This is a genomic window from Azospirillum thermophilum, from assembly GCF_003130795.1.
GTDB lineage: Bacteria > Pseudomonadota > Alphaproteobacteria > Azospirillales > Azospirillaceae > Azospirillum > Azospirillum thermophilum.
On record NZ_CP029354.1, the window covers coordinates 578,729 to 605,262 of the forward strand.

The 26,534-nt window shown below is 70.7% G+C and carries 22 protein-coding genes; 9 read left to right on the forward strand and 13 right to left on the reverse strand.

Going from position 1 to position 26,534, the window contains the following annotated elements; genetic code table 11:
• The first annotated feature begins 119 nt into the window (after nucleotides 1-119).
• The 3 genes from DEW08_RS20780 (at nucleotide 120) to DEW08_RS31750 (ending at nucleotide 1,733) form a co-directional block, all read left to right on the forward strand.
• Entirely contained in the window at nucleotides 120-467 is a 348-nt protein-coding gene (locus tag DEW08_RS20780; protein ID WP_109330842.1) for a YciI family protein, read from the forward strand.
• A 10-nt stretch (nucleotides 468-477) separates the two neighbouring features.
• A complete protein-coding gene (locus DEW08_RS20785; RefSeq protein ID WP_211107254.1) occupies nucleotides 478-1,302 on the forward strand; it encodes an RNA polymerase sigma factor in 825 nt (274 codons plus the stop codon).
• Between the two features lie 155 nt (nucleotides 1,303-1,457).
• Nucleotides 1,458-1,733: a tetratricopeptide repeat protein gene (locus DEW08_RS31750; protein WP_211107256.1), complete on the forward strand. Its 276-nt coding sequence runs from the start codon at nucleotides 1,458-1,460 to the stop codon at nucleotides 1,731-1,733.
• On the opposite strand, the gene DEW08_RS20790 is transcribed toward DEW08_RS31750, so the two are convergent.
• Together DEW08_RS20790 and DEW08_RS20795 are read right to left on the reverse strand one after the other, a co-directional pair.
• Nucleotides 1,727-2,386 (reverse strand): LuxR C-terminal-related transcriptional regulator, encoded by a 660-nt coding sequence (locus tag DEW08_RS20790; protein WP_109330844.1) that lies wholly within the window; start codon nucleotides 2,384-2,386, stop codon nucleotides 1,727-1,729. The genes DEW08_RS31750 and DEW08_RS20790 overlap by 7 nt on opposite strands.
• 487 nt (nucleotides 2,387-2,873) lie before the next feature.
• Nucleotides 2,874-3,449, reverse strand: a complete 576-nt coding sequence (locus tag DEW08_RS20795; RefSeq protein ID WP_109330846.1) for a TetR/AcrR family transcriptional regulator — start codon at nucleotides 3,447-3,449, stop codon at nucleotides 2,874-2,876.
• A 51-nt stretch (nucleotides 3,450-3,500) separates the two neighbouring features.
• Between DEW08_RS20795 and DEW08_RS20800 the strand changes: the two genes are divergently transcribed.
• Complete coding sequence (locus tag DEW08_RS20800) at nucleotides 3,501-3,953, forward strand: cupin domain-containing protein (RefSeq protein ID WP_109330848.1); 453 nt, start codon at nucleotides 3,501-3,503, stop codon at nucleotides 3,951-3,953.
• A gap of 89 nt (nucleotides 3,954-4,042) precedes the next feature.
• Here the strand turns inward: DEW08_RS20800 and DEW08_RS20805 are convergent, their stop codons facing one another.
• Together DEW08_RS20805 and DEW08_RS20810 are read right to left on the reverse strand one after the other, a co-directional pair.
• On the reverse strand, nucleotides 4,043-5,194 hold the full coding sequence (locus DEW08_RS20805) for a M20 aminoacylase family protein (RefSeq protein WP_109330850.1): 1,152 nt from the start codon (nucleotides 5,192-5,194) through the stop codon (nucleotides 4,043-4,045).
• A gap of 32 nt (nucleotides 5,195-5,226) precedes the next feature.
• Complete coding sequence (locus DEW08_RS20810) at nucleotides 5,227-6,558, reverse strand: DUF3100 domain-containing protein (RefSeq protein WP_109330852.1); 1,332 nt, start codon at nucleotides 6,556-6,558, stop codon at nucleotides 5,227-5,229.
• Between the two features lie 209 nt (nucleotides 6,559-6,767).
• On the opposite strand from DEW08_RS20810, the gene DEW08_RS20815 reads away from it, so the two are divergent.
• Nucleotides 6,768-7,739: a LysR family transcriptional regulator gene (locus tag DEW08_RS20815; RefSeq protein ID WP_168220456.1), complete on the forward strand. Its 972-nt coding sequence runs from the start codon at nucleotides 6,768-6,770 to the stop codon at nucleotides 7,737-7,739.
• Here the strand turns inward: DEW08_RS20815 and DEW08_RS20820 are convergent.
• The 7 genes from DEW08_RS20820 to DEW08_RS20850 form a co-directional block, all read right to left on the reverse strand.
• Nucleotides 7,699-8,919, reverse strand: a complete 1,221-nt coding sequence (locus DEW08_RS20820) for a hybrid sensor histidine kinase/response regulator (protein ID WP_109330856.1) — start codon at nucleotides 8,917-8,919, stop codon at nucleotides 7,699-7,701. The genes DEW08_RS20815 and DEW08_RS20820 overlap by 41 nt on opposite strands.
• Complete coding sequence (locus DEW08_RS20825) at nucleotides 8,916-12,023, reverse strand: hybrid sensor histidine kinase/response regulator (RefSeq protein ID WP_109330858.1); 3,108 nt, start codon at nucleotides 12,021-12,023, stop codon at nucleotides 8,916-8,918. The genes DEW08_RS20820 and DEW08_RS20825 overlap by 4 nt, the downstream gene beginning before the upstream one ends.
• Nucleotides 12,023-13,513, reverse strand: coding sequence for a bifunctional metallophosphatase/5'-nucleotidase (locus DEW08_RS20830; protein WP_245986736.1), 1,491 nt, complete (start codon nucleotides 13,511-13,513; stop codon nucleotides 12,023-12,025). The genes DEW08_RS20825 and DEW08_RS20830 overlap by 1 nt, the downstream gene beginning before the upstream one ends.
• Before the next feature lie 152 nt (nucleotides 13,514-13,665).
• On the reverse strand, nucleotides 13,666-14,373 hold the full coding sequence (locus DEW08_RS20835; RefSeq protein ID WP_109330862.1) for a hypothetical protein: 708 nt from the start codon (nucleotides 14,371-14,373) through the stop codon (nucleotides 13,666-13,668).
• A 106-nt stretch (nucleotides 14,374-14,479) separates the two neighbouring features.
• On the reverse strand, nucleotides 14,480-15,073 hold the full coding sequence (locus DEW08_RS20840) for a hypothetical protein (protein WP_109330865.1): 594 nt from the start codon (nucleotides 15,071-15,073) through the stop codon (nucleotides 14,480-14,482).
• A 164-nt stretch (nucleotides 15,074-15,237) separates the two neighbouring features.
• On the reverse strand, nucleotides 15,238-16,293 hold the full coding sequence (locus DEW08_RS20845; protein ID WP_168220457.1) for a CsgG/HfaB family protein: 1,056 nt from the start codon (nucleotides 16,291-16,293) through the stop codon (nucleotides 15,238-15,240).
• A gap of 147 nt (nucleotides 16,294-16,440) precedes the next feature.
• Nucleotides 16,441-16,872, reverse strand: a complete 432-nt coding sequence (locus tag DEW08_RS20850; protein ID WP_109330869.1) for a curli assembly protein CsgF — start codon at nucleotides 16,870-16,872, stop codon at nucleotides 16,441-16,443.
• 561 nt (nucleotides 16,873-17,433) lie between these two features.
• Between DEW08_RS20850 and DEW08_RS20855 the strand changes: the two genes are divergently transcribed.
• Nucleotides 17,434-17,868, forward strand: coding sequence for a winged helix DNA-binding protein (locus DEW08_RS20855; RefSeq protein WP_168220458.1), 435 nt, complete (start codon nucleotides 17,434-17,436; stop codon nucleotides 17,866-17,868).
• A gap of 87 nt (nucleotides 17,869-17,955) precedes the next feature.
• Here DEW08_RS20855 and DEW08_RS20860 read toward each other — a convergent pair whose 3' ends face one another.
• Nucleotides 17,956-18,489, reverse strand: coding sequence for an RNA polymerase factor sigma-70 (locus DEW08_RS20860; RefSeq protein ID WP_109330873.1), 534 nt, complete (start codon nucleotides 18,487-18,489; stop codon nucleotides 17,956-17,958).
• 154 nt (nucleotides 18,490-18,643) lie between these two features.
• On the opposite strand from DEW08_RS20860, the gene DEW08_RS20865 reads away from it, so the two are divergent.
• Nucleotides 18,644-21,157 carry a TonB-dependent siderophore receptor gene (locus tag DEW08_RS20865; RefSeq protein WP_109330875.1) on the forward strand — a complete coding sequence of 838 codons (2,514 nt, stop codon included), beginning with the start codon at nucleotides 18,644-18,646 and terminating at the stop codon, nucleotides 21,155-21,157.
• 33 nt (nucleotides 21,158-21,190) lie between these two features.
• On the opposite strand, the gene DEW08_RS20870 is transcribed toward DEW08_RS20865, so the two are convergent.
• Nucleotides 21,191-22,201 (reverse strand): FecR family protein, encoded by a 1,011-nt coding sequence (locus tag DEW08_RS20870; protein ID WP_109330877.1) that lies wholly within the window; start codon nucleotides 22,199-22,201, stop codon nucleotides 21,191-21,193.
• Nucleotides 22,202-22,484: 283 nt separating this feature from the next.
• On the opposite strand from DEW08_RS20870, the gene DEW08_RS20875 reads away from it, so the two are divergent.
• Both DEW08_RS20875 and DEW08_RS20880 read left to right on the forward strand, forming a co-directional pair.
• The gene (locus DEW08_RS20875) at nucleotides 22,485-24,140 is read left to right on the forward strand and encodes a cyclic peptide export ABC transporter (protein WP_109330879.1); all 1,656 of its coding nucleotides are present in this window, start codon (nucleotides 22,485-22,487) and stop codon (nucleotides 24,138-24,140) included.
• Between the two features lie 149 nt (nucleotides 24,141-24,289).
• Complete coding sequence (locus tag DEW08_RS20880) at nucleotides 24,290-26,350, forward strand: TonB-dependent siderophore receptor (protein ID WP_281262062.1); 2,061 nt, start codon at nucleotides 24,290-24,292, stop codon at nucleotides 26,348-26,350.
• Nucleotides 26,351-26,534 lie beyond the last annotated feature (184 nt).

Sequence of the window (26,534 nt, forward strand, 5' to 3'; positions counted from 1 at the left end):
CGCGGCCCACGGCAAAAAATCCGCCGCCTGCCCTGTCGATTCCGGCGAGGCTCGTGCGTCTTTGGGGTCGACGGGGCCGCGAGCGGCGCGGCCGTCCCAACCGGCAAGGAAGCCAGCCCATGCAGTACATGCTGATGATCTACGAGGACGAGACCCTCTACGGCCCCGACAAGGACAACGGGCTGCTGCAGGAGATGGTGGGCCGGCACATGGCCTTCGTGCAGGAGCTGGGACCGGCGCGGATCGGCGGCGCCGGCCTGAAGGGAACGCGGACCGCCACCACCCTGCGCGAGGCCGGCGGCAGCCGCACCGTGCATGACGGCCCCTTCGCGGAGAGCCGGGAACAGCTCGGCGGCTTCTACCTGATCGACGTGCCGGACCTCGACGCGGCGATCGCCATCGCGCGCAAGGTACCGCTGGCGCCCGGCGGATCGGTGGAGATCCGGCCGCTGCTGGCGGGCGAGTGAGGGCCGCCGGATGACGGCGGGGCTCCTCGACCGCGCGGTCCGCGAGGCGGGCGGGCGCATCGTCGCCGCCCTGGCCGCCCGCCTGCGCGACCTGGACGTCGCGGAGGAGGCGCTGGCGGAGGCCTGCCTGCGTGCGGCCGAGGCGTGGCCGCGCGACGGGGAACCGGCGGATGCCGCCGCCTGGCTCTACCGGGTGGCGGAGCGGCGGGCGCTCGACCTGATGCGGCGGCGGCAGGTGCGGGACCGGCTGGTGCCCGATCCGCCGCCGCCCGACCCGACCGCGGAGGAGCGGCTGATGGACGACTCCCGCCTGATCCCGGACGAGCGGCTGCGGCTGATCTTCATCTGCTGCCATCCGGCCGTGGCGGCCGAGGCGCGGGCGGCGCTGACGCTGCGGCTGGTCTGCGGCCTTTCCACCGCGGAGATCGCCCGCGCCTTCCTGCTGCCCGAGCCGACGCTGGCACAGCGGCTGGTGCGGGCCAAGCGCAAGATCGCCGGGGCCGGCGTGCCCTTCGAGGTGCCGCGGCCGCAGGATTGGGCGGAGCGTCTCGACGCCGTGCTCTCCACGCTGGAGCTGGCCTACGCCAAGGCCCACGAGGATGCGGCGGGAACCGGCCCGCATGCCGGTTACGCCGCGGAGATGCTGGGGCTGACCGCCCTGCTGGCGGCGCTGGTCCCGCAGGAGGCGGAGGTGCTGGCGCTGGCCGCCCTGGTCCGCTTCGCCGAGGCCCGGCGGCCCGCCCGCCTGGACGGCGACGGCGCCATGGTGCCGCTGTCGGAGCAGGACCCGGCACGCTGGAACCGGGCACTGGCGGACGAGGCCGGGGGTTCCTGAGCCGGGCGCTGGCACTGGGGCCGCCGGGGCCGCGGGCGATCCAGGCGGCGCTGCACGGCGCCTGGATCGCCCGGCGCAGCCTGTCCGACCCGCCGCCCTGGCGGCGCATCCTGGCGCTCTACGACCTGCTGCTGACGCGGCGCGACGATCCGGTGGTGCGGCTGAACCGCGCGGTGCCGCTGGCCGAGGTCGCCGGGCCGGCCGCCGCGCTGGCCGAGCTGGAGGCGCTGGACGCCGGCCGGCTGGGCGGCGTCCTGCCCTACCACGCCGTCCGCGCCGACCTGCTGCGCCGGCTCGGCCGCCGGGCGGAGGCGCTGGCCGCCTATGACGCCGCACTCGCCCTCGACCCCACCCCCGCCGAACGCCGCTGGCTGGAGCGCCGGCGGGACAAGGCGCCGGATATGCCGGCGGGCGCCGGACCGGGTCAGTGAGGCAGCTTGCCGTCGCAGCCCGCGGGATCGGCCGGGCAGCCGTGGGTCATCGCCCAGACGGCGATCTGCGTCCGGTTGGCGACATGCAGCTTGCGCATGACGTTCTTGACGTAGAACTTGACCGTCGGCTCCCGCAGGCCGAGCGCGAGGCCGATCGCCTTGTTGCTGTGGCCGCGGACGATCATCTCCAGGATCTGCCGCTCCCGCGGGGTGATGTCCTGGTCGAGATCCGCGGCACCGGCAGGCGACGGCGCATGGGAGTCCGGCAGAAGGTCGAGGGCGAAGCTCGGCACCAGGATCTGGCCGGTCAGGATCAGCTTCAGCGAGAGGACGAGCGCGTCGGCGGACAGGTCGGGACCGAGGATGCCCTGCGCGCCGAACCGCAGGATGTCGATCGCCTGTTCGCGCGAGGTCCGCCGCATCAGGAAGACCAGGGCGGCGCCGGGAAACCGCTCCTGCAGGAGCGAGCAGGCGGTGTGCTCCCGGCCTTCCGCCTCATCCACCAGGATCAGCCGCGGCTCCTCCCCCCACCGGAGGGCCTCGGCCACCCCGTCGGCCTCCACAGTGATGACGAAGCTGCTGCCGAGGAGAGCCTTGACCCCTTCGCGATACAATTGGCTCTCCGCGATAAGTCCCGTGATCGTGTCAGCCATGATTCTGCCCGCACCGTTGGGAATATCACCGGCAAAAGCGCAAGCCGCGGAGGAAACCGCGTGTGGAAATGACTGTCGCACCTTCTTTGGTTGCGATCTTTGAGGTTCTATAAGATTGCGTCGCAACTTAGACGACGGTCTGACTGTAACCGGTTTCGGCCTTAGTTTGCCTCTTGCATTAGAAAAATATGCATAAAATATGGTCGTCCGTCAACATAATACCCATTATGATACTATCGTCGGTTGCCGCAGAGTATTACTGCGGAATCGCATAGTCCAGCGCAGCCGTTTCAAATGAAAAAGCTCTCCTGATGGACATTCCAAGGAGAATGGTTACCGGCTTCTTCGCCCGCCCATCTTTTCCCGGTAGCGCCCCGTCCCGCCGCACACTTCCGGTAGAAAAACAAGGCTGCGAGATGTTGTGGCAGGGAAAGCCCGGCAATGCCGCCGCGACCGGCTTCCCAGCCGGCGCGGCGCCGGATCGGCCCTACTCGCGCCCGATCTCCTCGAGCGCCAGCCGTACCGCCGTTTCGGCGCAGGCGATCGCCTCGTCCAGAGGGAAGGCAAAGTGGAAGCGGTAATAGTGCCAGGTGGATGCCGCCAGATAATAGCGGATGTTGGCGGCCGCGATGCTGCGGTCGCGCTCGGCCCGGTGGGGAGCATGGGCATCGATGAGGTCGCGGACGGCCCGCCAGCGGTCGACGGCGACGCTCTCGCGCACACGGCGCAGCAGTTCGGTATGCAGAGCGGACTGGACGAGGGCCGACTTTTCCTCGAAGCGGGTGTAGAGCGGGCGGACATAGCCGGGCAGATCCCCGATGCGGGCGGGGGCCGGCGGCGTGCCGATGTGGCGCACCACCTCGGCGGCCACGGCGTCGAGGAAGGCGTCGCGCGAGGCGTAGTAGCGGAACACGGTGCGCTCCGACATGCCGGCCTGTTTCGCCACGGCGCGCACGGTCAGGTCGGGCACGCCCGAATGCTCCAGCAAGTCCATGGCGGAGGACAGGATCAGGCGCTGGGTCGCGTCGGTATGGCGTTCGGTCAGGGTGAGCGCGCTTGACATGCTGTCTGCCTTGATGTCAGTGTGTATGACACCGTAGCACGGAGGGACGCCATGGACAAGCAGGCTGTGACGGTGAAGGACGGTGAGGGCGAGGTTCTGCAGGTGCTGGGAGCCGACGTGCGGTTCCTGCTGGAGGCGGCGGCGACGGGGCACCGCTTCTCGATCATGGACGTGACGCTGCCCAAGGACCAGGGGCCGCCTCCGCACGAGCACCCGTGGGACGAGGCGTATTTCGTCCTCTCGGGCCGGGTGCGCTTCGTCATCGGCAACGCGGTGCGGGTGTTCGAGGCGGGCGACTTCGCCTATGTGCCGGGCGGCGTGGTGCACGGCTTCAAGGGAGCCGAGGAGACGCCGGCGCGGGTGCTGGTGTTCGACGCGCCGGCGACGGCGGAGGGCTTCTTCCGCGATGTGGACAAGGAGACGAAGGCGGTGCCGGGCGTCGCGCCGGACATCCCGGCCATCGCGCAGCGCCACGGCATGCGCTTCCTGCCGCCGGCCGCATGACGCCGGGGGACGGCGAGGGGCACCGAGGGGCCGGGGCGCCTCACTCCGTCGAAAAGCCGTGCGGCGGGCGGCAACGCCCCCGCCCGGGGTCAGGCCGGCAGGACCTGTTCCACCAGCTTGACCCAGAACGCCGCGCCGATCTCCAGCGCGGAGTCGTTGAAGTCATAGAGCGGGTTGTGCAGCGAGGCGCGGTGCAACTCGTCGGCGACGCCCATGAAGATGTAGGCGCCGGGCAGCCGTTCCAGCATGAAGCCGAAATCCTCCGACGCCATGGAGGGCTGGCAGTCGGTGACGACGCGGTCGTCGCCCACCACCGCCCGCGCCGCCCGGGCCGCCTTGTCGGCGGCGGCGGGGGCGTTGATGGTGGCGGGATAGCGCCGCTCGTAGGTCAGGTGCGCGACGGCGCCATGGGCTTCGGCGATGGAGCGCACCAGCTCGCGCATCCGGGCCTCGATCTCGTCCTGCACCCGCGGCGACATGGAGCGGGCGGTGCCGCGCAGCACCGCGCTGTCGGGAATGACGTTCCAGGTATCGCCGCCATGGACCTGGGTGACGCTGACCACCGCCTGGTCCATCGGGCTCAGGCGCCGGCTGACGATGGTCTGCAGCGCCAGCAGGATCTGCGCCGCCGGCACCAGCGGGTCGATGCCCGCCTCCGGCATGGCGCCATGGCAGCCGTGCCCGGTCACCACGATCTCGAAGGTGTCGAAGGCGGCCATCATGGTCGCCCGGTTGATGGCGAACCGCCCCAGCGGCAGGGCCGGCCAGTTGTGCAGGCCGTAGACCTCGCTGCAGGGGAACCGCTCGAACAGGCCGTCGGCGATCATCCGCCGGCCGCCGCCCTCGTTCTCCTCGGCCGGCTGGAAGATGACGTGCAGCGTGCCGCGGAAGTTGCGGCTGCGGGCGAGCTGGCGCGCCGCCCCCAGCAGCATGGTGGTGTGACCGTCGTGGCCGCAGGCGTGCATCTTGCCGGGATGGCGGGAAACGTGCGGGACGGAGCCCTTCTCCTCGATGAACAGGGCGTCCATGTCGGCGCGCAGGCCGATCGCCGGGCCGTCGCCGTTGCGCAGGGTGCCGACCACCCCGGTTTCGGCCAGCCCGCGATGAACCTCGTAGCCGTCCTCCGCGAGCCGGGCCGCGACGACGTCGCTGGTGCGCCGCTCGGTGAAGGCGGTTTCCGGATGGGCGTGGAGGTCGTGCCGCCACCCCTGCATCGCGCTGGCAATGTCCTGGTCGAGCATGCTCGTCGCTGCCTCGTCGTTGGGGAATGTCATCAGTGCCGGAAGAACTGGGCGATCAGCGTAGCACCGAGGAAGGTGCCGGCGTTGGCCATCAGCGAGGTGACGATGATCGGCCAGCCGAGCCGGCGGAAGGCCGGCACGTCCTTCGCCACCGACAGGCCGGCATAGGCGAGGATCGGCGTGATCAGCGCCAGCACGTTGACCTTGGCGGTCAGCGCCGCCGCTTCCGCCGCGAAGGGAACGCCGGGATAGGTCGCCAGCATGGCGACCAGCGACACCCAGCAGACCAGCGGCATCTTCGACCAGACCAGCCGGTAGAGGGCGAAGCCGACCATCGTGCTGGCGAGGATCACCGCCATGCCCGGTACCGCGTCGGCGATCGGCGTCTTCAGCCCCAGCCACTGGCCGACCAGCGCCATGGCGCCGGTGACCACCCAGGCGAGGATCCATTCGGGGACGCCCAGCGCCTTGTGCGGGTTGGCCGCCTCGGCCCGGCCCTCCGCCCCTTCGACCACCGCGACGCGCGGGCGCATGCCGATGCGGCCCAGCACCGGCTCCAGCACGCGGTAGGCCCAGATGGTGAAGGGCAGCGACAGGAACATGGTGAAATAGGTGCCGATGGTGGTGGTGAGCAGGTTCGCCGCCCCGGCGAACACCGCCACCTGCTTGGCCACCTCCGGGCTCTGCTGCGCCGCGATGGCGCCGGAGGCCGCCGCCATCATGCTGCCCGAGCCGACGCCGGCCCCCATGGCGAGCGCGATCGGGTCGAAGATGTTCAGGCTGGCGATGAAGCCGGCGAGCAGCCCGATGAAGACGGCGCCGAAGACGGTGCCGGTCAGGTATTCCGCCAGCACGCCGCGCCCCTCGGCGGAGGCGAGGCCGAACCGCTCGGCGATGATGGCCAGGCTGGGTTCGCGGCCGACCGAGAAGGTGGCGCCGATCGCCTCGCGCTTGATGCCGAGCAGAAGGGCGACCGGCAGGCCGAAGATCATCGTGCCGAAGAAATGCCCGAACTCCTGGAAGACCAGCGGCCAGCCCATCGCCAGCACGCTGGGCAGCGAGGCGCCGACCAGCAGGCCGAGCTTGGTGATCAGCAGCATCAGAGCCGGCTGCAGCAGCCCGGCGCCGTACCATTGGGTGCTGGCGCCCGCCCGCAGCGGCGCCGGGGCGTAGCGCGAGAAGATGCTGACCACCCCGCCCAGCGCCACCGCCCAGACCAGCGGCATCAGCAGGATCTTGCCCGGCCCCACCTGAAAACTGATGGTCCCGATTGTTTCTGCGACCAGAACGATTATGAAGGCAAACCCGAACAGCCGGACCTTGCTCGCAAGCAGGGACTCCCGCTCCAGAAGTTGTACTCCCATCACCAGCCTCCTGTTACGGCGCCGTTGCATCTGGCGCCTTATCTGTCGGCGGGACCGCCGGGGGACCCCGTCGCCCGACCACCGTCCCGCACCGAAAATCAGGCCAGCATGGCACAGGGCCGGCGATGCAAGGCATGCCGTAGGATCTTCCTTTTCGTTGCATGGGATGCAACACTCGCTTCCGGCGCGGCCCTCAAAGACGGCGGTTCATGGACGAGCAGCGCATCATCTATCTCTACGAGACCGCCCGGGCCGGCAGCATCCGCGGGGCGGCCGACCGGCTGCAGGTCAACGCCTCGACCATCAGCCGGCAGATCGCGCTGCTGGAGCAGGAGGTGGGGATCACGCTGCTGGAGCGGCTGGCCCGCGGCGTCCGGCCGACCGAGGCCGGGCGGATGCTGATCGACTACCACGCCGGCCAGCGGATCGCGCAGGCCGACGTGCTGGCGAAGATCCAGGAGCTGAACGCGCTGACCCGCGGCACGGTCCAGCTCGTGGTCGGCGAGGGCTTCATCAGCGACCTGCTCTCCGGCCCGCTGCAGGAGTTCTGCCGCAACTATCCGGGGCTGGCGCTGTCCATCGAGATCATGGCGACCGACGGCATCATCCGCGCCATCACCGAGGACGAGGCGCAGATCGGGCTGGTCTTCAACCCGCCCTTCGACGAGCGGCTGAACACCATCTCGCGGATCAGCTCCTCGATCTGCGCCATCGTTCCGGCGGGGCATCCGCTGACCCGCCTCGGCCGCCGGCCGGCGCTGGAGGACCTGCTGTGCTATCCCATGGCGGCGCTGAAGCCGACCTTCGGCGTGCAGCGGGTGATCAACCACGCGCTGGAGCAGGAGCGGCTGCGCCTGCGGCCGACGATCTCCACCAACTCCTTCACGCTGCTGCGCCGCTTCGTCACCTCGCAGCTCGGCATCGTCCTGATGCCGGCCTTCGTCGCGGTGCAGGAGCTGGAGGAGGGGCTGGTCCAGGCGCTGCCGGTCGCCAGCGACATCCTGAATGCCGGCGAGATCCACATCGTCACCCGCCACGGCCGCCAGCTTCCCCCCTCGGCGCTCTGCCTGCTGAGCCACCTGCGCTCGCACCTGAAGGCCTTCGGCCCGGACCGCCGCCGCGGCACGGGGCGCGGGAGGATCACAGCTCCGCGGGAGTCCGGGCCGGCAGCCGGATCGTGACGGCCGTACCGCCACCGGACGCGCCACCATCCGCACCGCCGGCCCCTGTGATGGCGAGCGTCCCGCCCAGCCGGTCGGTGACCAGATTGTAGATGATGGTGAGGCCGAGCCCGACCGAACCGGTGGCGCGCCGCGTCGTGAAGAAGGGCTCCAGCGCCCGGCCGGCCACCCCGTCCGGCAGGCCGCAGCCGTCGTCGGCCACCGTCAGGCGCACCGTCCCCTCGCCCGCCGCCGCGGCCTCCAGCGTGATCAGCCCCGCCTCGCCCTCGCCGTAGCCATGCTCGACCGCGTTGCGCAGGAGCTGCTCGATGATGGACGAGAGGATGTCGGGATAGCTCTCCATCGCCAGCCCGGCCGGGCAGGACACGGCGACGCGATGGCCGCGCGGCTGCCACAGCGGCCGCTGGTTGACGGCGGCAAGCTCGAGCAGCGGCCGCAGCGGGACCGGCTGGCGCACGCCCCCCGGATCGGCCGCCACGCCCTTGAAGTACCGCACGATCCGGCCGGCGCGGACGATGCTGCCCGACAGCAGCCCGGCGAGGTCGGCGGCGCTTTCCAGGAAGCGGTCGAGGTCGCTGCGGCTCAGTCGGCCGTCGGCCAGACGCTGCGACAGCTCCGCCACCCGGTCGGCGAGGTGCGAGGCGCTGCCGAGCGCCACCCCGATCGGCGTGTTGATCTCGTGCGCGACGCCGATGACGATCTGGCGCAGCGCCGTCATCTTCTCCCGCTGGGCCTGCGCCAGCCGCCGCGTGCGCTCCTCGACCAGCGATTCCAGATGCTCGTTCTCGTCGCGCAGCCGCCGGTTGGCCCGGCGCAGCGACAGGTGGGTGGCGACCCTGGCCCGCACGATGGCCGGGCTGAAGGGCTTGGTGATGTAGTCGACCGCTCCGATCTCCAGCCCCAGCGCCTCCTCCTCCGGACCGGCAAGGGAGGTGATGAAGATGACGGGAATGTCGGCCGTGGCCGGATCGGCCTTCAGCCGGCGGCAGACGGCATAGCCGTCGAGGTCGGGCATGACGACGTCGAGCAGCACGAGGTCGGGCGGATCCGCCGCGGCAAGCTCCAGCGCGCGGGCCCCGCTGGTGGCGAAGCGGATCTCGTGGCTGTCGCCCAGCAGGCTGGTCAGCGCGCGGATGTTGGCGGTGTCGTCGTCGACGATCAGGATGCGGGCGCCGTTCATGCCGCCGGCTCCAGGGCGATCTCCAGCTCGGCGGCGAGGCGGGCCAGCGCGGCACGCGCCTCGGCGAAGTCCAGGGCGTCCACGCTGCGCTCGATGGCGGCGGCGGCTGCTTCCTGCCGGCTGCCTTCGAGGCCGGCGAGCAGGGCGGCGACCCGGTCCACCGCCTTCATGCTGCCGAGCCGCAGCGCCTCGTCGAGGGCGAGCACCAGCGGCTCCAGCGCCCTGAGGTCGGACGGGGCGAGCTTGCGGGCGGGGGGCGCCGCAGCCGGTGCGGCGGCCGGCCGGGGCACCAGCGTCGCCGCGGCGGCCAGCGCCGGGACGAGCGCATCGGCAAGGGCGGCGAGCCGGTCCGGCAGCGCGTCCCGGCGTCCCTGGCGCAGCGCGCGCTCCAGCAGGCCGGCGGCCTCGAAGACGGCCATGGCGCCGACCGTTCCGGCGCTGCCGCGCAAACCGTGGACGAACCGCTCCATGCCCTGCCAATCCCCGGCCGCCAGCATCCGCCGCAGCGTAGCAGCGCCGTCGCGGTAGCGGTCATGGAAATCGACGATCGCGACCCGCAGCGTCCGGCCGTGGCCGTTCATCCGCGCCAGTGCCGGACCGAGCTGGAAGCCGTCCAGCTCGGCAGGCAGTTCCGCGGGCACCTCCGGGGGCAACCCTGGAGGCAACCCTGGGGGCAGGGCCGCGGCGGCGGGCGCGTCGGCCTGCCGGTCCGTCGCGGCGGACCCGTCCCCGGGCAGCGGCGCGGCGCAGGGCTTGAGCCAGCGGTCGAGGAGGGCGACGAGGCGGCGCGGCTCGACCGGCTTGGCGATGTGGTCGTCCATCCCGGCCTCCAGGCAGCGGCGCCGCTCCTCCTCCAGCGCGTGGGCGGTCATGGCGATGATCGGCAGCCGGTCGGGGCCGAGGTGCCGGCGAACCTCGCGCGCCACCTGATAGCCGTCCATGCCCGGCATCTGGATGTCGGTCAGCAGCACGCCGTAGCCGGCACCGGGGGCGAGCGCCCGCCGCACCGCCTCCTCGCCGCTGGCGACCACGGTGACGACCAGCCCGGCATCCTCCAGAAGCTCGCGGGCGACCTGCCGGTTGATCGCGTTGTCGTCGGCGACCAGCACCCGCTGCCCGCGCAGCGGTTCCGCCACGCGCAGGTCTCCGGCGGGAACCGGCGCCGGCTCCCCCGCCGTGACGGCGGCGACCGTCCCGCCGTCGCGCACCCCGACCGACACGGTGAAGCGGAAGACGCTGCCCTCGCCGGGCCTGCTCTCCACCGCGATGTCGCCGCCCATCATCCGCGTCAGCCGCCGGCTGATCGCCAGCCCGAGCCCGGTGCCGCCGTAGCGCCGGGTCGTCGAGCTGTCGGCCTGGCTGAAGGGCTGGAAGAGGCGCCCGATCTGCTCCGCCGTCATGCCGATGCCGGTGTCGCGGACGGCGAAGGCCAGCTCCGCCTCCCCCTCCCCGGACCGTGCCATGCCGACCGCGACGGTGACGCCGCCCTGCTGCGTGAACTTGATGGCGTTGTTGACGAGGTTGAGCAGCACCTGCCCCAGCCGCAGCGGGTCGCCGGTCAGCGCGGCCGGCACGTCGGGACCGACGTCGATCCGCAGATCCAGCCCCTTGTCGCGCGCCGACAGGCCGGCGACGGTGGCGAGGTTGCCGAGCACGGCGGACAGGTCGAAGGGCACCTGCTCCAGCGTCAGCATCCCCGCCTCGATCTTCGAGACGTCGAGGATGTCGTTGATGATGCCGAGCAGCGTCGTGGCCGACGTGCGGATCTGCCCCAGATAGGCCCGCTGGGCCGGCGGCATGTCGCCGCGCAGGGCAAGGTGGCTGAGCCCGAGGATCGCGTTCATCGGCGTGCGGATCTCGTGGCTCATGTTGGCGAGGAAGTCGCTCTTGGCGCGCGAGGCCTCCTCCGCCCGCTCGCGCGCCTCCTCGACCTGCTGCTGACGCCGGGCGATCTCGTCCAGGAAGTGGCGGATCGAGCGCGCGATGGTCGAGATCTCGTCGCTGCCGTCCTCGGGCAGCGGGGTCTGGCGCCCCTCCACCCGGTCGAGCACGGCGCCGTTCAGCCGGACGAGCCGCAGGGTGACGAAGCCGCGCAGGTAGAGATAGACGCCGGCCGCGATCAGGAAGCCGAGCCCGCCCAGCCCGATCAGGACGCTGGTCTGGCGCGCCGCCATCGCCGACAGGTTCGCCGCCTCCCCCGCGGCGGTGGCGTTGATCCGCTCGAACAGCGAGCGGGCGATCTTCACCACCTCCTCCACCATCACCACGACCTGCTGCGTCAGCGCCTTGCTGCGCGCCGTCGCGGTCTGGCGCTCGACCAGGCTGGGCAGCAGCCCGTCGCGGCCGAGCAGGGCGGCTTCCAGCCGGCGGTTCAGGCCGGCGAAGCGGGCCGCCTGTTCCGGCGGCAGGGCGGCATAGCGGGCCGGCAGGGCGGCCAGCACCGCCGCCGCCTCCTTCTCGACGCGCAGGATCTCCCGCTGGTAGCGCGAACTGCCGGCATGGGTGCTCTCGGTCAGCACCCGGTTGACCTCGGTGGTCCAGGCGGCCAGGGCGCCGAGATGCTCGGGCGGCAGGGTCGGCAGCACGGCGGCGACCAGCCGGTCGGCCTCCGCCGACAGCCGGCGCGCCTCGTCCAGCGCGGCGTCGGCCCGCGCCGCGGCGTCGATGCGGCGGGCCACCAGCCCGTCCAGGTCCTTGACCGTCAGCGTCAGCGTGCTGAGCACGCCGGCCAGCGTGGCGCTGCCGTCGATGTCCGACAGGTCGCGGGCCGACAGGACGACGGCGTCGAGTTCCCGCATCAGGGCGTCCAGCGTGACGCGCCGCTCCGGGTGGCTGGCCGCGGCACCCAGCCGCGTCGCCTGCGCCAGCACCTGCTGCAGCCCGCCGGTCACCACGGCGCCGGTGGTGATGCGCGGCAGCGCGCCGTTGGACAGGGTCGACAGGGCCTGCCGGAACTGCGCGAGATCGTAGATCGCCGCCCCCGACACGGCCAGCAGGACGGCGACCATGAGCGACAGGCCCAGCCCCATGCGGCGGCTGACGCCACCGCGGATCGGCAGGCCCCGCGGCGAGCCGCGGGCCTTGCGGGCGAGCCAGCCGCGCATCAGCGCATCGTGATGCGGCCGTCGAGCCGGGGCGCGATCGTCCCGAGGTCGCCGAGGCGCTGCGCCATGATCTCCCACAGCAGCTTCGCATTCTCCGCCGGGGAGGGCGGGCCGCTGCGCTTCAGCATGGCGTAGCCGTCGCCGCCCTGGGCGAGATAGCTGGGCAGCCCGACGGAATACTCCGCCTCGGGATCGAGCGGCTTGCCGCCGACCTTGACCGAGACGACGCGGCTGCCGGCCGGCTGCTTCAGGTCGTAGACCACCTCCATGTTGGAGACGTGGAGGAAGCCGCCCTTCAGGGTCTCCACCCCCGCGGCGCTCACCTCCAGCGCCTCGCGCAGCGCGCCGCCCTTCAGGCGGGTGCGGGTGATGATGTCGCGGAAGGGCAGCTCGCGCTGGATGTCGCGGCGGGTCAGCACGGTGTCCGGGGCGTACTGCCGGTTGCCGCGGATGTTGCCGCCGTTGAAGAGGGCGACGTCGGTGCCGAGCACCATGCGCATGGTGTCGGCGATGAAGGAGGCGAAGGCGTTCTCGCCGCTGCGCACGGCCTCGCGCCGCGTGTCGAGCGGCGTCGCGGTCACCCCGACCTTGATGTCCAGCAGGTCCGACAGCCGCTTGCGGTAGACGTCCACCCGCGTCGTCATCTCCGGATCGGCGGGAACCCCCGCCAGCTTGACGATCTCGCCGCGGGCGAGGACCGGCCGGCCGGCGCCCTCGCGCTCCAGGCGCATCAGGAAGGCGGTGCCCTTGACGTTGGAGTGGACGCCGAAGCCCCGGCCGTCCGCCACCTCCAGGCTGTCCTTGCCGCTGGCGGCGAGCTGCACCAGCAGGTCGATCGCCGGCTCGCGGCGCAGCTCCTCGATGACCTCGGGCGTGTTGTCGACGACGGCGACGACGAACTCCGCCCCCTTCCCGCGCAGGCTGCGCGCCACGGCGGCGGCGTCGGACGGCGGCAGCACCTGGATGTCCGGGACGATGTACTGCACCGTCAGCTCCGGCGAGGTCACGGCGACCACGCCGATCCTGCCGACCACGGTGTCGATCAGCAGGGAGGGCTCCAGCCCCTCCAGCACCTTGCCGGTGCGGCGGTCGATGGCGTTGGCGCTCAGCAGCGGGAAGCGGGCCTCGTAGCCGCGCAGCGTCAGCTCGTCCGTGCCGAAGGCCAGGTCGCGCTTGGTGACCGCCATCATGTCCGGCTGCAGGTCGTTCAGCAGGTCGATCATGTGCGCGCCCTTGTCGAAGCTCGACAGGACGCCGGCGGCGAGCGAGGCCCCGCCATGCAGGAACAGGGTCGGCCCCTCGCCGCGCCGGGCCCGCAGGAAGGTCGCGAGGTTGACGAGCCCGCCTTCATTCTCCACCGGCTCGATGTCGGCCATGGTCGAGGTGAAGACGAGCGACAGCTCAGTTGCTGCGGCCGGCGAGGCAATGCTCGCCACGATCATGACGAGGACCGCGGCAATAGACGAGCCCGTCCGGGCAAGTCGCCGCATCACGCCCCCTGGTTGTGTATCTCTACGGTTCCGCATAGGCCATCCTCCCGTTGCCAGGATAGCTCATGCGCCATTCGGGGGATACCTTTCAAGGTACAACGGATGGACGGCCCTGCCATGTGACGTTGCGCGCCGCATCGCCGGGGAAGCCATCACCGGGTGGCGACCTTGATGGCGGCGCCGGCCCCCGTCTGGGTGATCCTCACGCCGTTCTGCAGGATCGTCTGCTGGCTCTCCACGCTGTTGTTGGCTCCGCGCTGGACGACCTCGATCCCGTCGCCGCCGGACTGTTCCACCGTCGTCGCGTTGCGCGTCCCGTACTGTGCGGTGCGCGCGCTGTTGCCGCGGCCGGTCTGCGCGACCGCCGACAGGTTGTCGCTGCCGTCCTGGAGCTGGATCGCGCTGTTGGACGAGCCGTCCTGGACCGCGATGGCGCGGTTGGCGATGCCGTACTGGATCTGGCGGATGCGGTTCTCGTAGCCATCCTGCCGGCCGGCGGCGTCGTGGCCGCTGCCGTCCTGGACCAGGGTGATGACGTTGCCCGCGCCGGACTGCTGCGCCCGCGCGCGGTTCGCGCTGCCGCTCTGGTACTGGTCGGTCAGGTTGCCCGCCCCGATCTGCAGGATCGCCGCCGAATTCTCGCCGATCTGCACCTGGCGGGCGCGGTTGCTGGTGCCGTACTGGCCGACGTCGGCCCAGTTGGTCCCGGCGGAGGCGGGAAGCCGGTCGGCCATCTGGTCGATGTAGGCGGGGCTGCCGCCGGCCTGCGCCGGGGACGGGGCGGTGAGTCCCGGGGCGAGAAGGGCGAGCCCGGCCATTGCGCCGGCCACTCCGCCAGCCATTCGGATCGGTTTCGTCATGGCCTTCCTCCTTCATGGATGCTGCGGACGACGATGCGCCCGGCGCGGCACGCCGAAGGGAGGGGCTTGCCGCCCCTCCCCCTCGGGCACCGTCCGGGACCGGTCCTCACCGCTGGAACTGGGTGCTGTAGTTCGACACGCCGGTCTGGTTGGCCGTCGCGACGTTGCCGCTGCTCATCTGGGTCTGATAGGCGGTGTTCAGCATGCCCTTCTGGGCGACGGCCGCCTGGTTCAGGGCACCGTCCTGATACTGCGACGCGAAGTTGCCGGCCGGCGCGACGCCCCAGCCGAACGGGCCGTCGAAGCCCGACTGCACGATCGTCGCGTCGTTGGCGAGACCGAACTGCTTCTGGTGGGCGGTGTTGCCGGCGTCCGACTGGTCGATCCTCGCGACGTTGTCCACGCCGTCCTGCACCTGGTTGGCATAGTTGCGGGCGCCGTTCTGGTTCGCGAAGGCCCGGTTCATGGTGCCGTCCTGGTAGGCGACGGCGGTGTTGTGATCACCCTTCTGCCAGTTGTCGGACAGGTTCGCGCGCCCGTACTGGGTCTGCGAGTTGCTGTTCAGCGCGCCGATCTGGTCGATGTAGGCGGCGTTGCCTCCGTTCATCGGAACCGGCTTCGTGCCCACGGGGTCGGCGAGCGCGGCGCCGGCGGCCAGGGTGGCAAGGGCGGCGATGGAGGAGAGGAGAATGCGTTTCATGGTGATGCCCTCATGGTTGGGTTGCGATGGAACCGGTGAACCAAGGTTCGCTTGCGCGGGCCTTGCCCACTGCCGGCGGCTCACCGGGCGCTGCCTTTCAATGGGCTAACGAATGACGCCTCATGATATTGATTTTCCTTGATAATCCTGGGCGGCTGCCCGCCTTACCGCGGTGTGGCCGGGGGGATGGGGCTGCGGGCGCGGTCCCCGGGCAGGACATAGACCGGGCCGGTCTCCTGCTTCTGCTCCTGAGGGAGCGGGGCGATCTTCTGCTCGTCCGGGGCGGAGGCGGAGGGGGTCTGGCCGGCCGGGGGCGGAACCGCCACCGGAGGCGCCATCGGGGGCGCCATCGGGGGTTGGCCGGCCTGCGCGTCGCGGACGACGGCGACGTTGTAGAAGCCGTCGCGGTCCTGCAGGTAGCGCTGCAGGATCTTCTCGCCCTTGGCCGTGTCCTGGAAGGACCAGTAGCCGTCCAGCACGCCGTCGAGGACGAGATTGTAGACCGCCTTCTCGACCGCCTGCTTGACCGCCAGGGTGGCCGGCTCGTTGGTGGTGACGCCGGTCTCGATCTCCAGCAGGTCCTTGAAGCCGATGTAGCGGAAGGCGCTGCCGCCGATCGCCGCGGAATAGATGGTCTTGCTGGCGTTGACCGACTTCAGCACCTCGCCGGTCTGCACCGAGACGGCGCGGATATAGACCGTCACCGTGTCGCGCCGGTATTTGACGTCGCCGCCCACCCCGAGGAAGCGGGCGCCGAAGCCGCCGGTGAGCGTGTTGCTGTCGTAGCCGATGATGCCGCCGTCGATCAGCAGGCCGGCATAGAGGAGCGGCGGCAGCGGCGGCAGGTTGTCGCCGCCGTAGGCCTGGCGGGTCTGGCGGATGATCTGCCGCTCCTGGAGGAGCTGCGCCAGCGAGCTGCGCTCGGCGACGCGGAACCAGCTGCGGTCGCCGGTGCGCTTCAGCGCGTTGATCAGCACCGAGTTGCCGCCCTGCGTCACCGCGCGGGAGTATTCGGAGAAATTGTCGTTCGGCTTGTTCTGGCCGGTCTGGTCGGTGAAGGCGTAGACGGCGACGGTGAGCTGGCGGGTCGGCGGCGGCAGGGTCAGCAGGCTGTCCAGGCTCTGCGTCTTCTGCTCGTTCAGCGGCTGTTCGGAGAAGGCCATTTCCGGCCGGGCGGAGGCGCAGCCGGCGAGCGAGAGCGCGCCGAGAGCGAGGACCACTGCAAATCCGGATGGCTGGGTCGCGCGGGCCATTGCCTTGGTTCCTGTTCCTGGGGACGCACCCGGCCTGCCCGCCGGGCCGATGACCCGGCGGCCGCTTGCGGTGCCGCCCGTTGTCCGGTGACGCTTGCGCCGAGGCCGCCGGCCTCAATAGGCCGGCAGCTCGATGATCTGCGTGCTCTTGCCGTTGTTCAGCGTCAGCTTGATCTGGCCGTTCACCTGGGCCCACTGCAGGGTGGTTCCCCCGACGACCGCGGTGCCGCTGGTCTTGGCGTGCTCGCCGTAGATCTGGTCGGCGATCTGGCTGGCGACGCGGCTCAGCACGCTGGCCTGGATGGTGTTGGCGAAGCTGTCCGTCGCGTCCAGCGTCGTCGCGGAGGCCGAGGATTTGGGATCCTCGAACTTGTTGATGGCGTTGGCGATGCCCAGCAGATGGCTGCTGTTGAAGGGGTCGCCGCCGAAGGACGGGTTGATCGGCCGGTATCTCAGTTCACCGGCACAGGCCGGTCCGGCGGCCGGTCCGACCAGCGCGGCGAAGCCCAGGGCGCCGAGCGCCAGGATGATCGCGGACTTGCGCATGGGAAGTCCTCCCGATGGCTGTTCACGATGACGATCACAAGAAGCTGCGGTCGAACCCGGCGATCTCCGGAAAATCCGGAAGAAACGCCCACGAAATCAGGCTTCGTTCCAAGCAGATGACTTCATGGGCGGAAGAGTATGACGGGATGAAGATACCACCGGGCTGCTTCTGCGTGATGCGATCACCATCGCCTCACAGGAAATATTTATATCCCTGAGAACGGGAAAAGTATCCGTATCTTTGGCATCGCGGCAGCCCCTGCTTGCGGAAGGGGGGCCGGCCGGGCCTATGCGCCGGGATGGGGGAAACGACCCTCCCTGCGGCGGCGCATGGATCGCCAAAAGATAAAATACCGCCCGAATGCCATCCATTCCGCCTCGTCCGCAGCACCTCCGGCCGGGGGAGGCATAGCGTCCCGCGGCCGGGCGGGGGCCGCCGTCCTCCCGACGGACGGGCCGGACCCGTTCCGGAGAGTGGCCGTCTTCTGAAACAAGGCCGGGAGTCACGATAAGTTTTACTCTGGTCCGCATCCCATGCTCGACGGGCAGAAGGGGTGCACCATGCTTGGATTGCCAGGAAGACCATCCGTTCCCACCGCGGGGCCGGCCGATCCGCTCGCCGGATCCCCCGACCTGACGCTGGTCATCGCCGAGCTGTGCAAGGCGCAGGAGCATCTCGACCGCGTGCAGGGGGTGGTGATCACCGCCCTCGTGCGCTGCGGCGTCCTCGACCTGACGCCGCGCCAGCTCGCCATCCTCTATCTGCTGAGCCTCCAGGACCAGCAGCCGAGCAAGCTGAGCAAGGTGCTGTTCCACCGCGACAAGCAGATCGCCCACCATGTCAAGCAACTGCTCGCCCGTGGCCTGGTCGAGGAATACCGGCACAGCGTCGACCGCCGCGCCAAGCTGCTTCACCTCACCCCACGGGGGCTGGAGCTGCTGCGGCGGCTGGGCATCGCGGAGGGGGCGGCGCGGACGGACGGCGGCGCCGCGTGAAAGCCCGTGAGCCTGCGGGTCCGGCCCCCCACCCGTCATCCCCGCGAGGCGAACGGCCGCCCGGTCAACGGGCCCCTGTGCCGCCGGTCAGGACGACGGATCGATCCGCCTCATCGCCTTGCGGCAATGAACCAGCGCGTCGCGGATCATGTAGTTGACCAGCGTCGGCGACACGCCCAGCGTCGCCGCGATGTCCTTCTGGCTGTGGCCGTGGATCCGGTGCATCTCGAAGGCATAGCGGGTCCGTTCCGGCAGATCGGCCAGCGCCGATTCCAGCGTCTGCAGGAGCTGGCGGTTCACGTTCACGCTTTCCGGCGACGCCGCCTCCGGCGTGCTCACCGCCTGCCCCTCCTCCTCCGCGGCCAGCAGGCGCGACTCCAGACCCTTCCGGCGGTAATGATCGATCGCAAGGTTGCGGACGACCATCATCAGGTAGCCCGCCTTCGCCCGGATGGCGCTGGTCGAGTCCGCCCCCAGCAGCTTCAGGAAGGCGTCCTGGACGACATCCTCGGCGTGGTGGCGGCAGCCGGTGATCCGCTCGGCCATCCCGACCAACGACCGGCGCTGCGCGGTGAAGATATCGGACAGGGTCTGGCTATCGGCGGGTCCTGCCTGTCGCATGGAAAGGTCCTTGTGCAGAGTGACGCCGTGGCGGGGCTGCGGTCCCCAGGGCTTGACAAGCAGTCGCAAATTAATGCAACTAACAATCATTTGCAAATAGGGAAATGGCGGCCCCTGCCGGAGAGATTGCTATTTCAGATTGCTTGAGCCTTGGATGACCGATCGTCCCGCAACGTTCCGCCCGGCAACCCGAGGCCACCGCGCCGGCCGGACGGCACGGGCGAGGCTGGCGGTCGGCTGGCTGGCGCTCGGCTGGCCGTTGCTCGCCTGGCCGTTGCTCGCTTGGCCGTCCTCCGCCCTCCCGTTCCCCGGGGATCCCGCCCCTGCTCCGTCCGGGCCGGTACAGCCCGCGGCGCAGGCCGTGCTGCTGGAGATCCCGGCCCTTCCCCTTCGCGAGGCGCTGACCAGCTTCGGCCGCCAGACCGGCCTGCAGATCCTCTACAGCCCCGACCTCGTACCGGACCGCCGGTCGCGCGCCCTGTCGGGACGGATGGACCCGGCCGCCGCCCTTTCCGACCTGCTGAGCGGGACCGACCTCGCCTTCGAGATGCGGGACGGGATGGTGACGATCGGCCGTCTGCGGGAGAGCCCCGGCTTTCTGCCCGGCCTGACGGTGGAAGGCCGTCCGCCGCCGGCGGGACCAGCGGCGGTTCCGCCCGACCGCGGCCGCGGCACCGGCAGGTCCGGAAGGCCGGCCGAGGATCCGCCGCAGGGCCTCTCCACCGTCACGCGCGAGGAGCTGGACCAGCGGGACGTCCAGGACATCAACGGCGCCCTCGCCTACAGCGCCGGCGTCCGTCCCATCGACTATCCCGGCGGCCAGGGCGCCATCGACGTCTTCATCCGCGGTTTCCGCCAGAGTTCCGAATCCGTCATGATCGACGGGCTGCGCAGCGGCTACAACCCCTACGGGCTGGAGTACGAGCCCTTCGGCGTGGAGAGGGTGGAGGTGCTGAAGGGGCCGTCCTCCGCCGTCTACGGGGCGATGCCGCCCGGCGGCGCCATCGCGCTGACCAGCAAGCGCCCGACCGACGGCCCGCTCCACCGGCTCCAGCTCCAGGGCGGAAGCCACGACCGGCGGCAGGTCACGGCCGACCTCAGCGACCGGATCGACGCCGACGGGTCGCTGCGCTACCGGCTGACCGCGCTGTCGCGGCGCAGCGGCACGCAGATCGACCGGACGCCCGACGACCGCCTCTACATCGCGCCCGCCCTGTCCTGGGCCGCCGGCGAGCGCACCGAGATCACCCTGCTCGCAAGCCTCCTCGATTTCCGCAAGATGGGGGCGGAGCAGAGCTTCCCGGCGTCGGGAACGGTGCTGGACAATCCCCATGGCCGCCTCGAATCCAGCCTGTTCCTCGGCTATCCGGGGCTGAGTTCCTACCGCTCGCGCAGCCTGTCGGCGGGATACGACCTCCGGCACGCCCTGACCGCGGACTGGACGCTGCGTCAGACCCTGCGCTACAGCCACAGCCGCGTCGGCTACCTGTCCAACTGGGCGCCGTCCGGCCTGCTGGAGGCGGACCGCCGTTACCGCTTCGGGCTGCAGGACCGGCCCAAGACCAGCGCGACCCTGCTGGTGGACACCGCGCTGCAAGGTGCCGCCACCACCGGGCCGCTGCACCACAGCCTGCTGGCCGGCATCGGCCATGGCCGCCACCGGGCGCACGAGACGCGGCGCAACGGCACGGTGGCCAACGCGATCGACGTGTTCGATCCCGTCTATGGCGGCCCCTATGCCTGGGACGCCACGCCCGCCCGCGATCTGACCGACCGCATCCGCCAGACCGGCCTCTATGCCCAGGACGAGATCGCCTTCGGCGGCTGGCGGCTGACGCTCGGCGGGCGGCTGGACTGGAGCCGCACCGGCACTGCCGGCCGCCTGTCCGACGGCCCGCCGGTGGAAACGACGCGGTTCGACCGGGCCTTCACCAAGCGCATCGGGCTCACCTACCGGTTCGACGGCGGCCTGTCGCCCTACGCCGGCCATTCCACCTCCTTCCAGCCGAACGGCGACAGCGACGTGCAGGGCCGCCCCTTCCTGCCGAGCCGCGGCACGCAGATGGAAGCGGGACTGCGCTACCGGCCCGAGGGCTTCGACGGGCTGTTCACCCTGTCGCTGTTCCGCGCGGTCCAGCGCAACCTCACCGCCGCAGACCCGGACAATCCCGGCCATTCGGTCCAAACCGGGCAGATCCGGTCGCGCGGCGTCGAGCTGGAGGCGCGGACGGCGTTGAGCGACACGGCCGACCTGACGGCGGCCTACGGTTACGCCGAGGCGCGGGTCACCCGAGACACCGCCTACCCCGGCGGAACCGACAAGACCGGAAAGCGGGTGGCCTCCGTTCCGCGTCATGCCGCCGCGGTCTGGCTGCGGCAGCATTTCCGGGAAGGGCCGGCGGACGGCCTGACCGCCGGCATCGGGATGCGCTATGTCGGCGCGACCTACAATGCGGCGAACAGCGTGCGCGTTCCCTCCTACATGCTGGTCGACGTCAGCCTGGGCTATGATCTGGGGCGGCTCTCCCCACAGCTCGACGGCGTCGGGCTGAGCCTGAGCGCGACCAACCTGTTCGACCGCCGCTACTTCTCGCCGGGCTTCTACGAGAACTCCGTCTTCTTCGGCAACCGGCGGGCGGTGCTGGCGACTCTGTCCTACGGCTGGTGACGGCGCGCCGCCGCGGCCGGGCGGGCGCCGGGTTCAGCGGGCGGAGAGAAGGAGTTCGCCGTCCTTGGCGACGAGCGTCACCGGCAGCACCCGGGGAAGCGACGCCGCCACGCGGTCGAGGTCGGCGACATCGTACACGCCGCCGATGCGCATCGCCCCGACCTTGCGGTCCGCCAGCCGCAGCGGCTGCGACAGGTAGGGGTTCAGCAGCGGGACCGCCTCGGCCAGGGTGATGTTGTCGAACACCAGCTTGCCCTCCCGCCAGGATAGGACCCGCAGGGGATCGACGCGCGCGACGCTGCCGAACCGGCTGTCGCGGGCGAAGCGGCCCTGCATGCCGGGCGTCAGCCGCAGGGGCTCGCCGCCCGCCGCGGCGGAGGTCACGGTGACCGATCCTTCGGCCAGCGTCACGGCGAGTTCGCCGTCATTGGCCCAGACGTTGAACACCGTCCCCGTCACCCGGATCCGATGGCCGGCGGTGAAGACCGTGAAGGGCCGCCCGGCATCGTGCGCAACCGCGAAGAAGGCCTCGCCATGGTCCATCAGGACGCTGCGCCGGTCGCGGAACTGGGCATAGAACAGGGTGGTGCGGACGTTCAGATCCACCCTGGAACCGTCGGGCAGTTCGACCATGCGGTGCCGTCCGCCGCCGAGAAAGACGTCGACGCGGCCGGGCAGCAGGCCGGCCGACCAGCCCACCGGCCAGCAGGCGGCCACCGCCGCAGCGATGCAGGCCGCCATCGCCCAGCGCCGCCGCGGCCGAGCCCGGACAATGGCGGGCTGCGCCGTCACTGCGGGAGGCACTGCGGGGGGCGCTGCGGGGGCCGCCGCTGGAACCGCGGTTGCCCGCGGCGGCAGGCCCGCGGACAGGCCCCAGATCTCCCGCATCGCGTCGAATTCCGCCTGATGGCGCGGGTCCTCCCGGCACCAGCGCTCGAAGGCGGCCCGGTCGGCGTCGCCGATGTCGGCCGCCTGCAGGCGCAGGCACCAGTCCGCCGCCTGTTCGGCCACGCGGTCGTCGTCGGGGGGATGTGACGGAGGCATACGGGCGCGCTCGGCTCCGGAAGGCGTTCGGCAGCTATAGAGCAGGCGGGGGCCGGACCGCAAGGCGAGCCGGACCGGACCAACTCTACGCGAGGTGTCCACCGGGGGGAACCCCGGGCGCACGGCGGCGCCCCATGACCGGCCGCGGCAGGGGGGCGGCCGGGGGAAGCGGCTTCAGTTTCGCGCCGCCCGTTCGTCCTAGTCAGGGCGGCGCTGCGCCTCCGCCGTCGTGGCGGGAGGCCACCGTGCCGGCCGCCTTCGTTCCCGTCCCTCAGGAATCCCGATGCCGACGCCATCCCGCACCAGCCTCGCAGCATTGCTCCGGCTTCTTCGCCCCTTCTGGCCGCTGCTGGCCGCCGCCACCCTTCTGGGGGTGCTGGGCGGGCTCAGCGTGACCGGGCTTCTCGCCGCCATCAACCACATCCTGCGCGCCGGAGAAGGCCCCGGCGCCGGAATCCTCCTCGCCTTCGCCGGCCTGTGCGTCCTGGCACTGGCCGGCTCGGTCCTGTCCGACATCGCCACCAACCGGATCGGGCAGAAGGTCGTCGCGCGGCTGCGCAAGGATCTGGGCGACCGCATCCTGACCGCGCCGATCGACCAGCTCGAGCACTATCGCAGCCACCGCCTGATCCCGGTGCTGACCCACGACGTGGACACCATCAGCGACTTCGCCTTCGCCTTCGCGCCGCTGGCGGTGTCGCTCAGCGTCACGCTGGGCAGCCTGTGCTATCTGGCGGTGCTGTCCTGGCCGATGTTCCTGGCGACGGCCGCCGCCATCCTGATCGGCAGCGCCGTGCAGTATGCCGCGCGCGTCCGCGGCATCGAAGGCTTCCAGGAGGCCCGCGCCTACGAGGACGAGCTGCAGAAGCACTACCGCTCGCTGGCGGAAGGGGCGAAGGAGCTGCGCATCAACCGGCCGCGGCGGCTGCGGCTGCAGAGCGAGGCGCTGCGCGGAACCATCGACCGCATCTGCGACATCCAGATCCGGTCGATCAACCTCTTCGTCGTCGCCAAGGGCTTCGGGTCCACGCTGTTCTTCATCGTCATCGGGGTGGCGCTCGGCGTCGAGGCGCTGTGGCCCAGCACCGACCGCGGGACGCTGAGCGGCTTCATCCTGGTCCTGCTCTACATGAAGGGGCCGCTGGAGCATCTGATCGGCACCCTGCCCATCGTCAGCCGCGCCCAGGTCGCCTTCCGCCGCATCGCGGAGCTGGCGGCGGAGTTCGCCTCGCCGGAACCGCATCTGCTGATGAAGGACGGCGCCCGTCCGCCCGCGACCATCGACTCGCTGGAACTGCGGAATGCCCGCTACGTCTACCCGCCGGCCGGCCCGGACGCCGAGCCCTTCGCGCTCGGCCCCGTCTCGCTGCGCGTCGGCCGCGGCGAGATCCTGTTCATCGTCGGCGAGAACGGCTGCGGCAAGACCACGCTGATCAAGATGCTGCTCGGGCTGTACCCTCCTCACGAGGGGCAAATCCTGCTGGACGGCAAGCCGGTGACGCCGGAGACGCGCGACGACTACCGCCAGCTCTTCACCACCATCTTCGCCGACTATTTCCTGTTCGACGACCTGATCCAGGCGGGCGACGGCGTGCCGGAGGACGCCCGCCCCTATCTGGAGCGGCTGGAGATCGCCCACAAGGTCCGCGTCGTCGACGGCGTGTTCAGCACGACCGACCTGTCCACCGGGCAGCGCAAGCGGCTGGCCCTGCTCCAGGCCTGGACGGAGAGGCGGCCGGTTCTGGTGTTCGACGAATGGGCCGCGGACCAGGACCCGACCTTCCGGCGGATCTTCTACACCGAACTGCTGCCCGGCCTGAAGGCGATGGGCAAGACCATCATCGTCATCTCCCACGACGACCGCTATTTCCATGTGGCCGACCATCTGCTCCGGCTGGCCGCCGGCAGGGTGGCGGAGGATCGTCAGCCGGCGGCGTGACGCAAGCCGGCCGGGGCCGCATCCGAAAAAATGCCGGGAGGACAGATTCCCCCTTAATTCTCCCCTACCCCCTTCGTCTTAGAGCCGGGAGACGGGCTTCGCCTGGACGCGGAGCCCGCCGGATCGAGTGTCAGTTCGGGGGAATGGAGATGGAGATCGAGGGTGGGGCGGCCGCACCGGCCGGCCGTCTGGCGACGGGCAAGCGCGGGCGCCCGAGAACCGTCCTGCTGGGGACGACGATAGCCGGACTGGCGTTGCTGGCGAACCAGCCGGCCGGGCTGGCGCAGCAGGCGGCGGACGGCGCACCGGCCGGCAGCGGCGACAGCATGCTTCTCGGCCCGATTTCGGTGCAGGGCGTGGTCGGCGGCACCGAGGGCTATGTCGCGACGCGCAGCGCCGTCGGCACCAAGGTCGAGACGCCGCTGATCGAAATTCCGCAGACGATCTCCGTCGTGACCCGCAAGGAGCTGGACCAGCGTGCGGTCCAGGACTTCGCCGGCGCGGTGGCCTACTCGCCCGGCATCGCCGTGGTCGATTATCCCGGCGGCCCGGGCGCCCCGGATTTCTCGATGCGCGGCTTCCGCGACTTCAACCTGTTCGGCATCTACCGCGACGGCCTGCGGGCGGGCTTCAACAACTACGACACCAGCTTCGAGCCCTACGGGCTGGAGCGCGTCGATGTCGTGAAGGGGCCCTCGTCGGTCCTGTTCGGCCAGACCTCGCCCGGCGGCGTGGTGAACCTCACCACCAAGCGGCCGACCGACAAGCCGCTGCATGAACTCCAGCTGCAGACCGGCAGCTACGACCGCCGGCAGGCCGCCTTCGATTTCGGCGGGCCGGTCGACGGCGACGGCAAGGTGCTGTACCGCCTGACCGGTCTCGGCCGCCTGTCCGACACCCAGGTCGACCATGCGCCGGACGACCGCCTCTACATCGCGCCGGCCGTGACCTTCAAGCCGGCCGACAAGACCAAGATGACCCTGCTCGCCAGCTATCAGAGGCTGAAGATGAGCGGGTCCGAGCAGAGCATTCCACGCAACGCGACGGGGCTGATCGGCACCGATCTCTATTTCGGCGTTCCCGGCTATTCCGACTGGAAGGTGCAGAACACCTCGGTCGGTTACGAGCTGGAGCATGAGATCAGCCCGAACTGGACCATCCATCAGAACGCCCGCTACATGCATTCGCGGGTCAACTTCGTCAGCGCCTTCAGCACCGCCTGGCCGGTGCGGCTGGTGGACGGCCGCTATTATCCGGTCGGGGTGCAGGACCGTCCGAAGACCACCGAAACCTATCTGCTCGACACCAACGTCCAGGGCAAGGCGACCACCGGCCCGGTGTCGCACACCATCCTGGCCGGCGTCGACTACGGCTACTACATCGGGCGGGAGACGCGGCGCAACTCGCTGAATGAGCTGGTGATCGACGTCCTCAACCCGGCCTATCCGGGGACCGGGTTCCTCTATGGCAATCCCTGGGTGGACGGAAAGAGCAACCTGACCCAGATCGGCGCCTATCTCCAGGACCAGCTGCGCTACGAGAACTGGATCCTGACGCTCAGCGGCCGGCAGGACTGGGTGGCGGGCAAGGAGATCGACAACCTGTCCCGCGGCTTCCAGACCGCGCGCGACAGGCAGTTCACCGGCCGCGCCGGCATCGGCTATGTCTTCGACAACGGCATCGCGCCCTATGCCAGCTACGCGACCTCCTTCCAGCCGACCACCGGCACCTATGCGCCGCAGCGTGGCGGCGGCACCTTCCAGCCCACCACCGGCACCCAGTACGAGGTGGGCGTGAAGTATCAGCCCAACGGCTGGAACAGCTTCATCTCCGCGTCGCTCTACCACATCACCCAGCAGAATGTTGCGACCAACGATCCGGTCTACAGCGGCTATTCCGTGCAGGACGGCGAGGTCCGCAGCCGCGGCATCGAGCTGGAAGGCAAGATGGAGCTGACGGAGGAATTCAGCCTGATCGCCTCCTACGCCTTCGTCGATGCCGAGATCACCAAGGACAATCCGGCGGTGGGATCCACCGCCAGCTCGGTCGGGCTGCGTCCGAAGGGGATCCCGCGACACATGGCGTCGGCCTGGGGCGACTACACCGTCAAGTCCGGCCCGCTCACCGGCCTCGGCCTCGGGGTGGGGCGCGCTATGTCGGCACCGCCAAGAACGCCGGCAACACCGCGACCATCCCCGACTACACGCTGATCGACGCCGCCATCCGCTATGACCTGGGCGCCCTGCGGTCCGAACTGGCGGGGGCCAGCGTGGCGCTCAACGTCAGCAACCTGACCGACAAGACGTATTCCTCGGCGGGCTTCTACGACAACACCGTGCTGTACGGCAACCGCCGCCAGGTCCTGGCGACGCTGAAGTACAGCTGGTAGGGCGG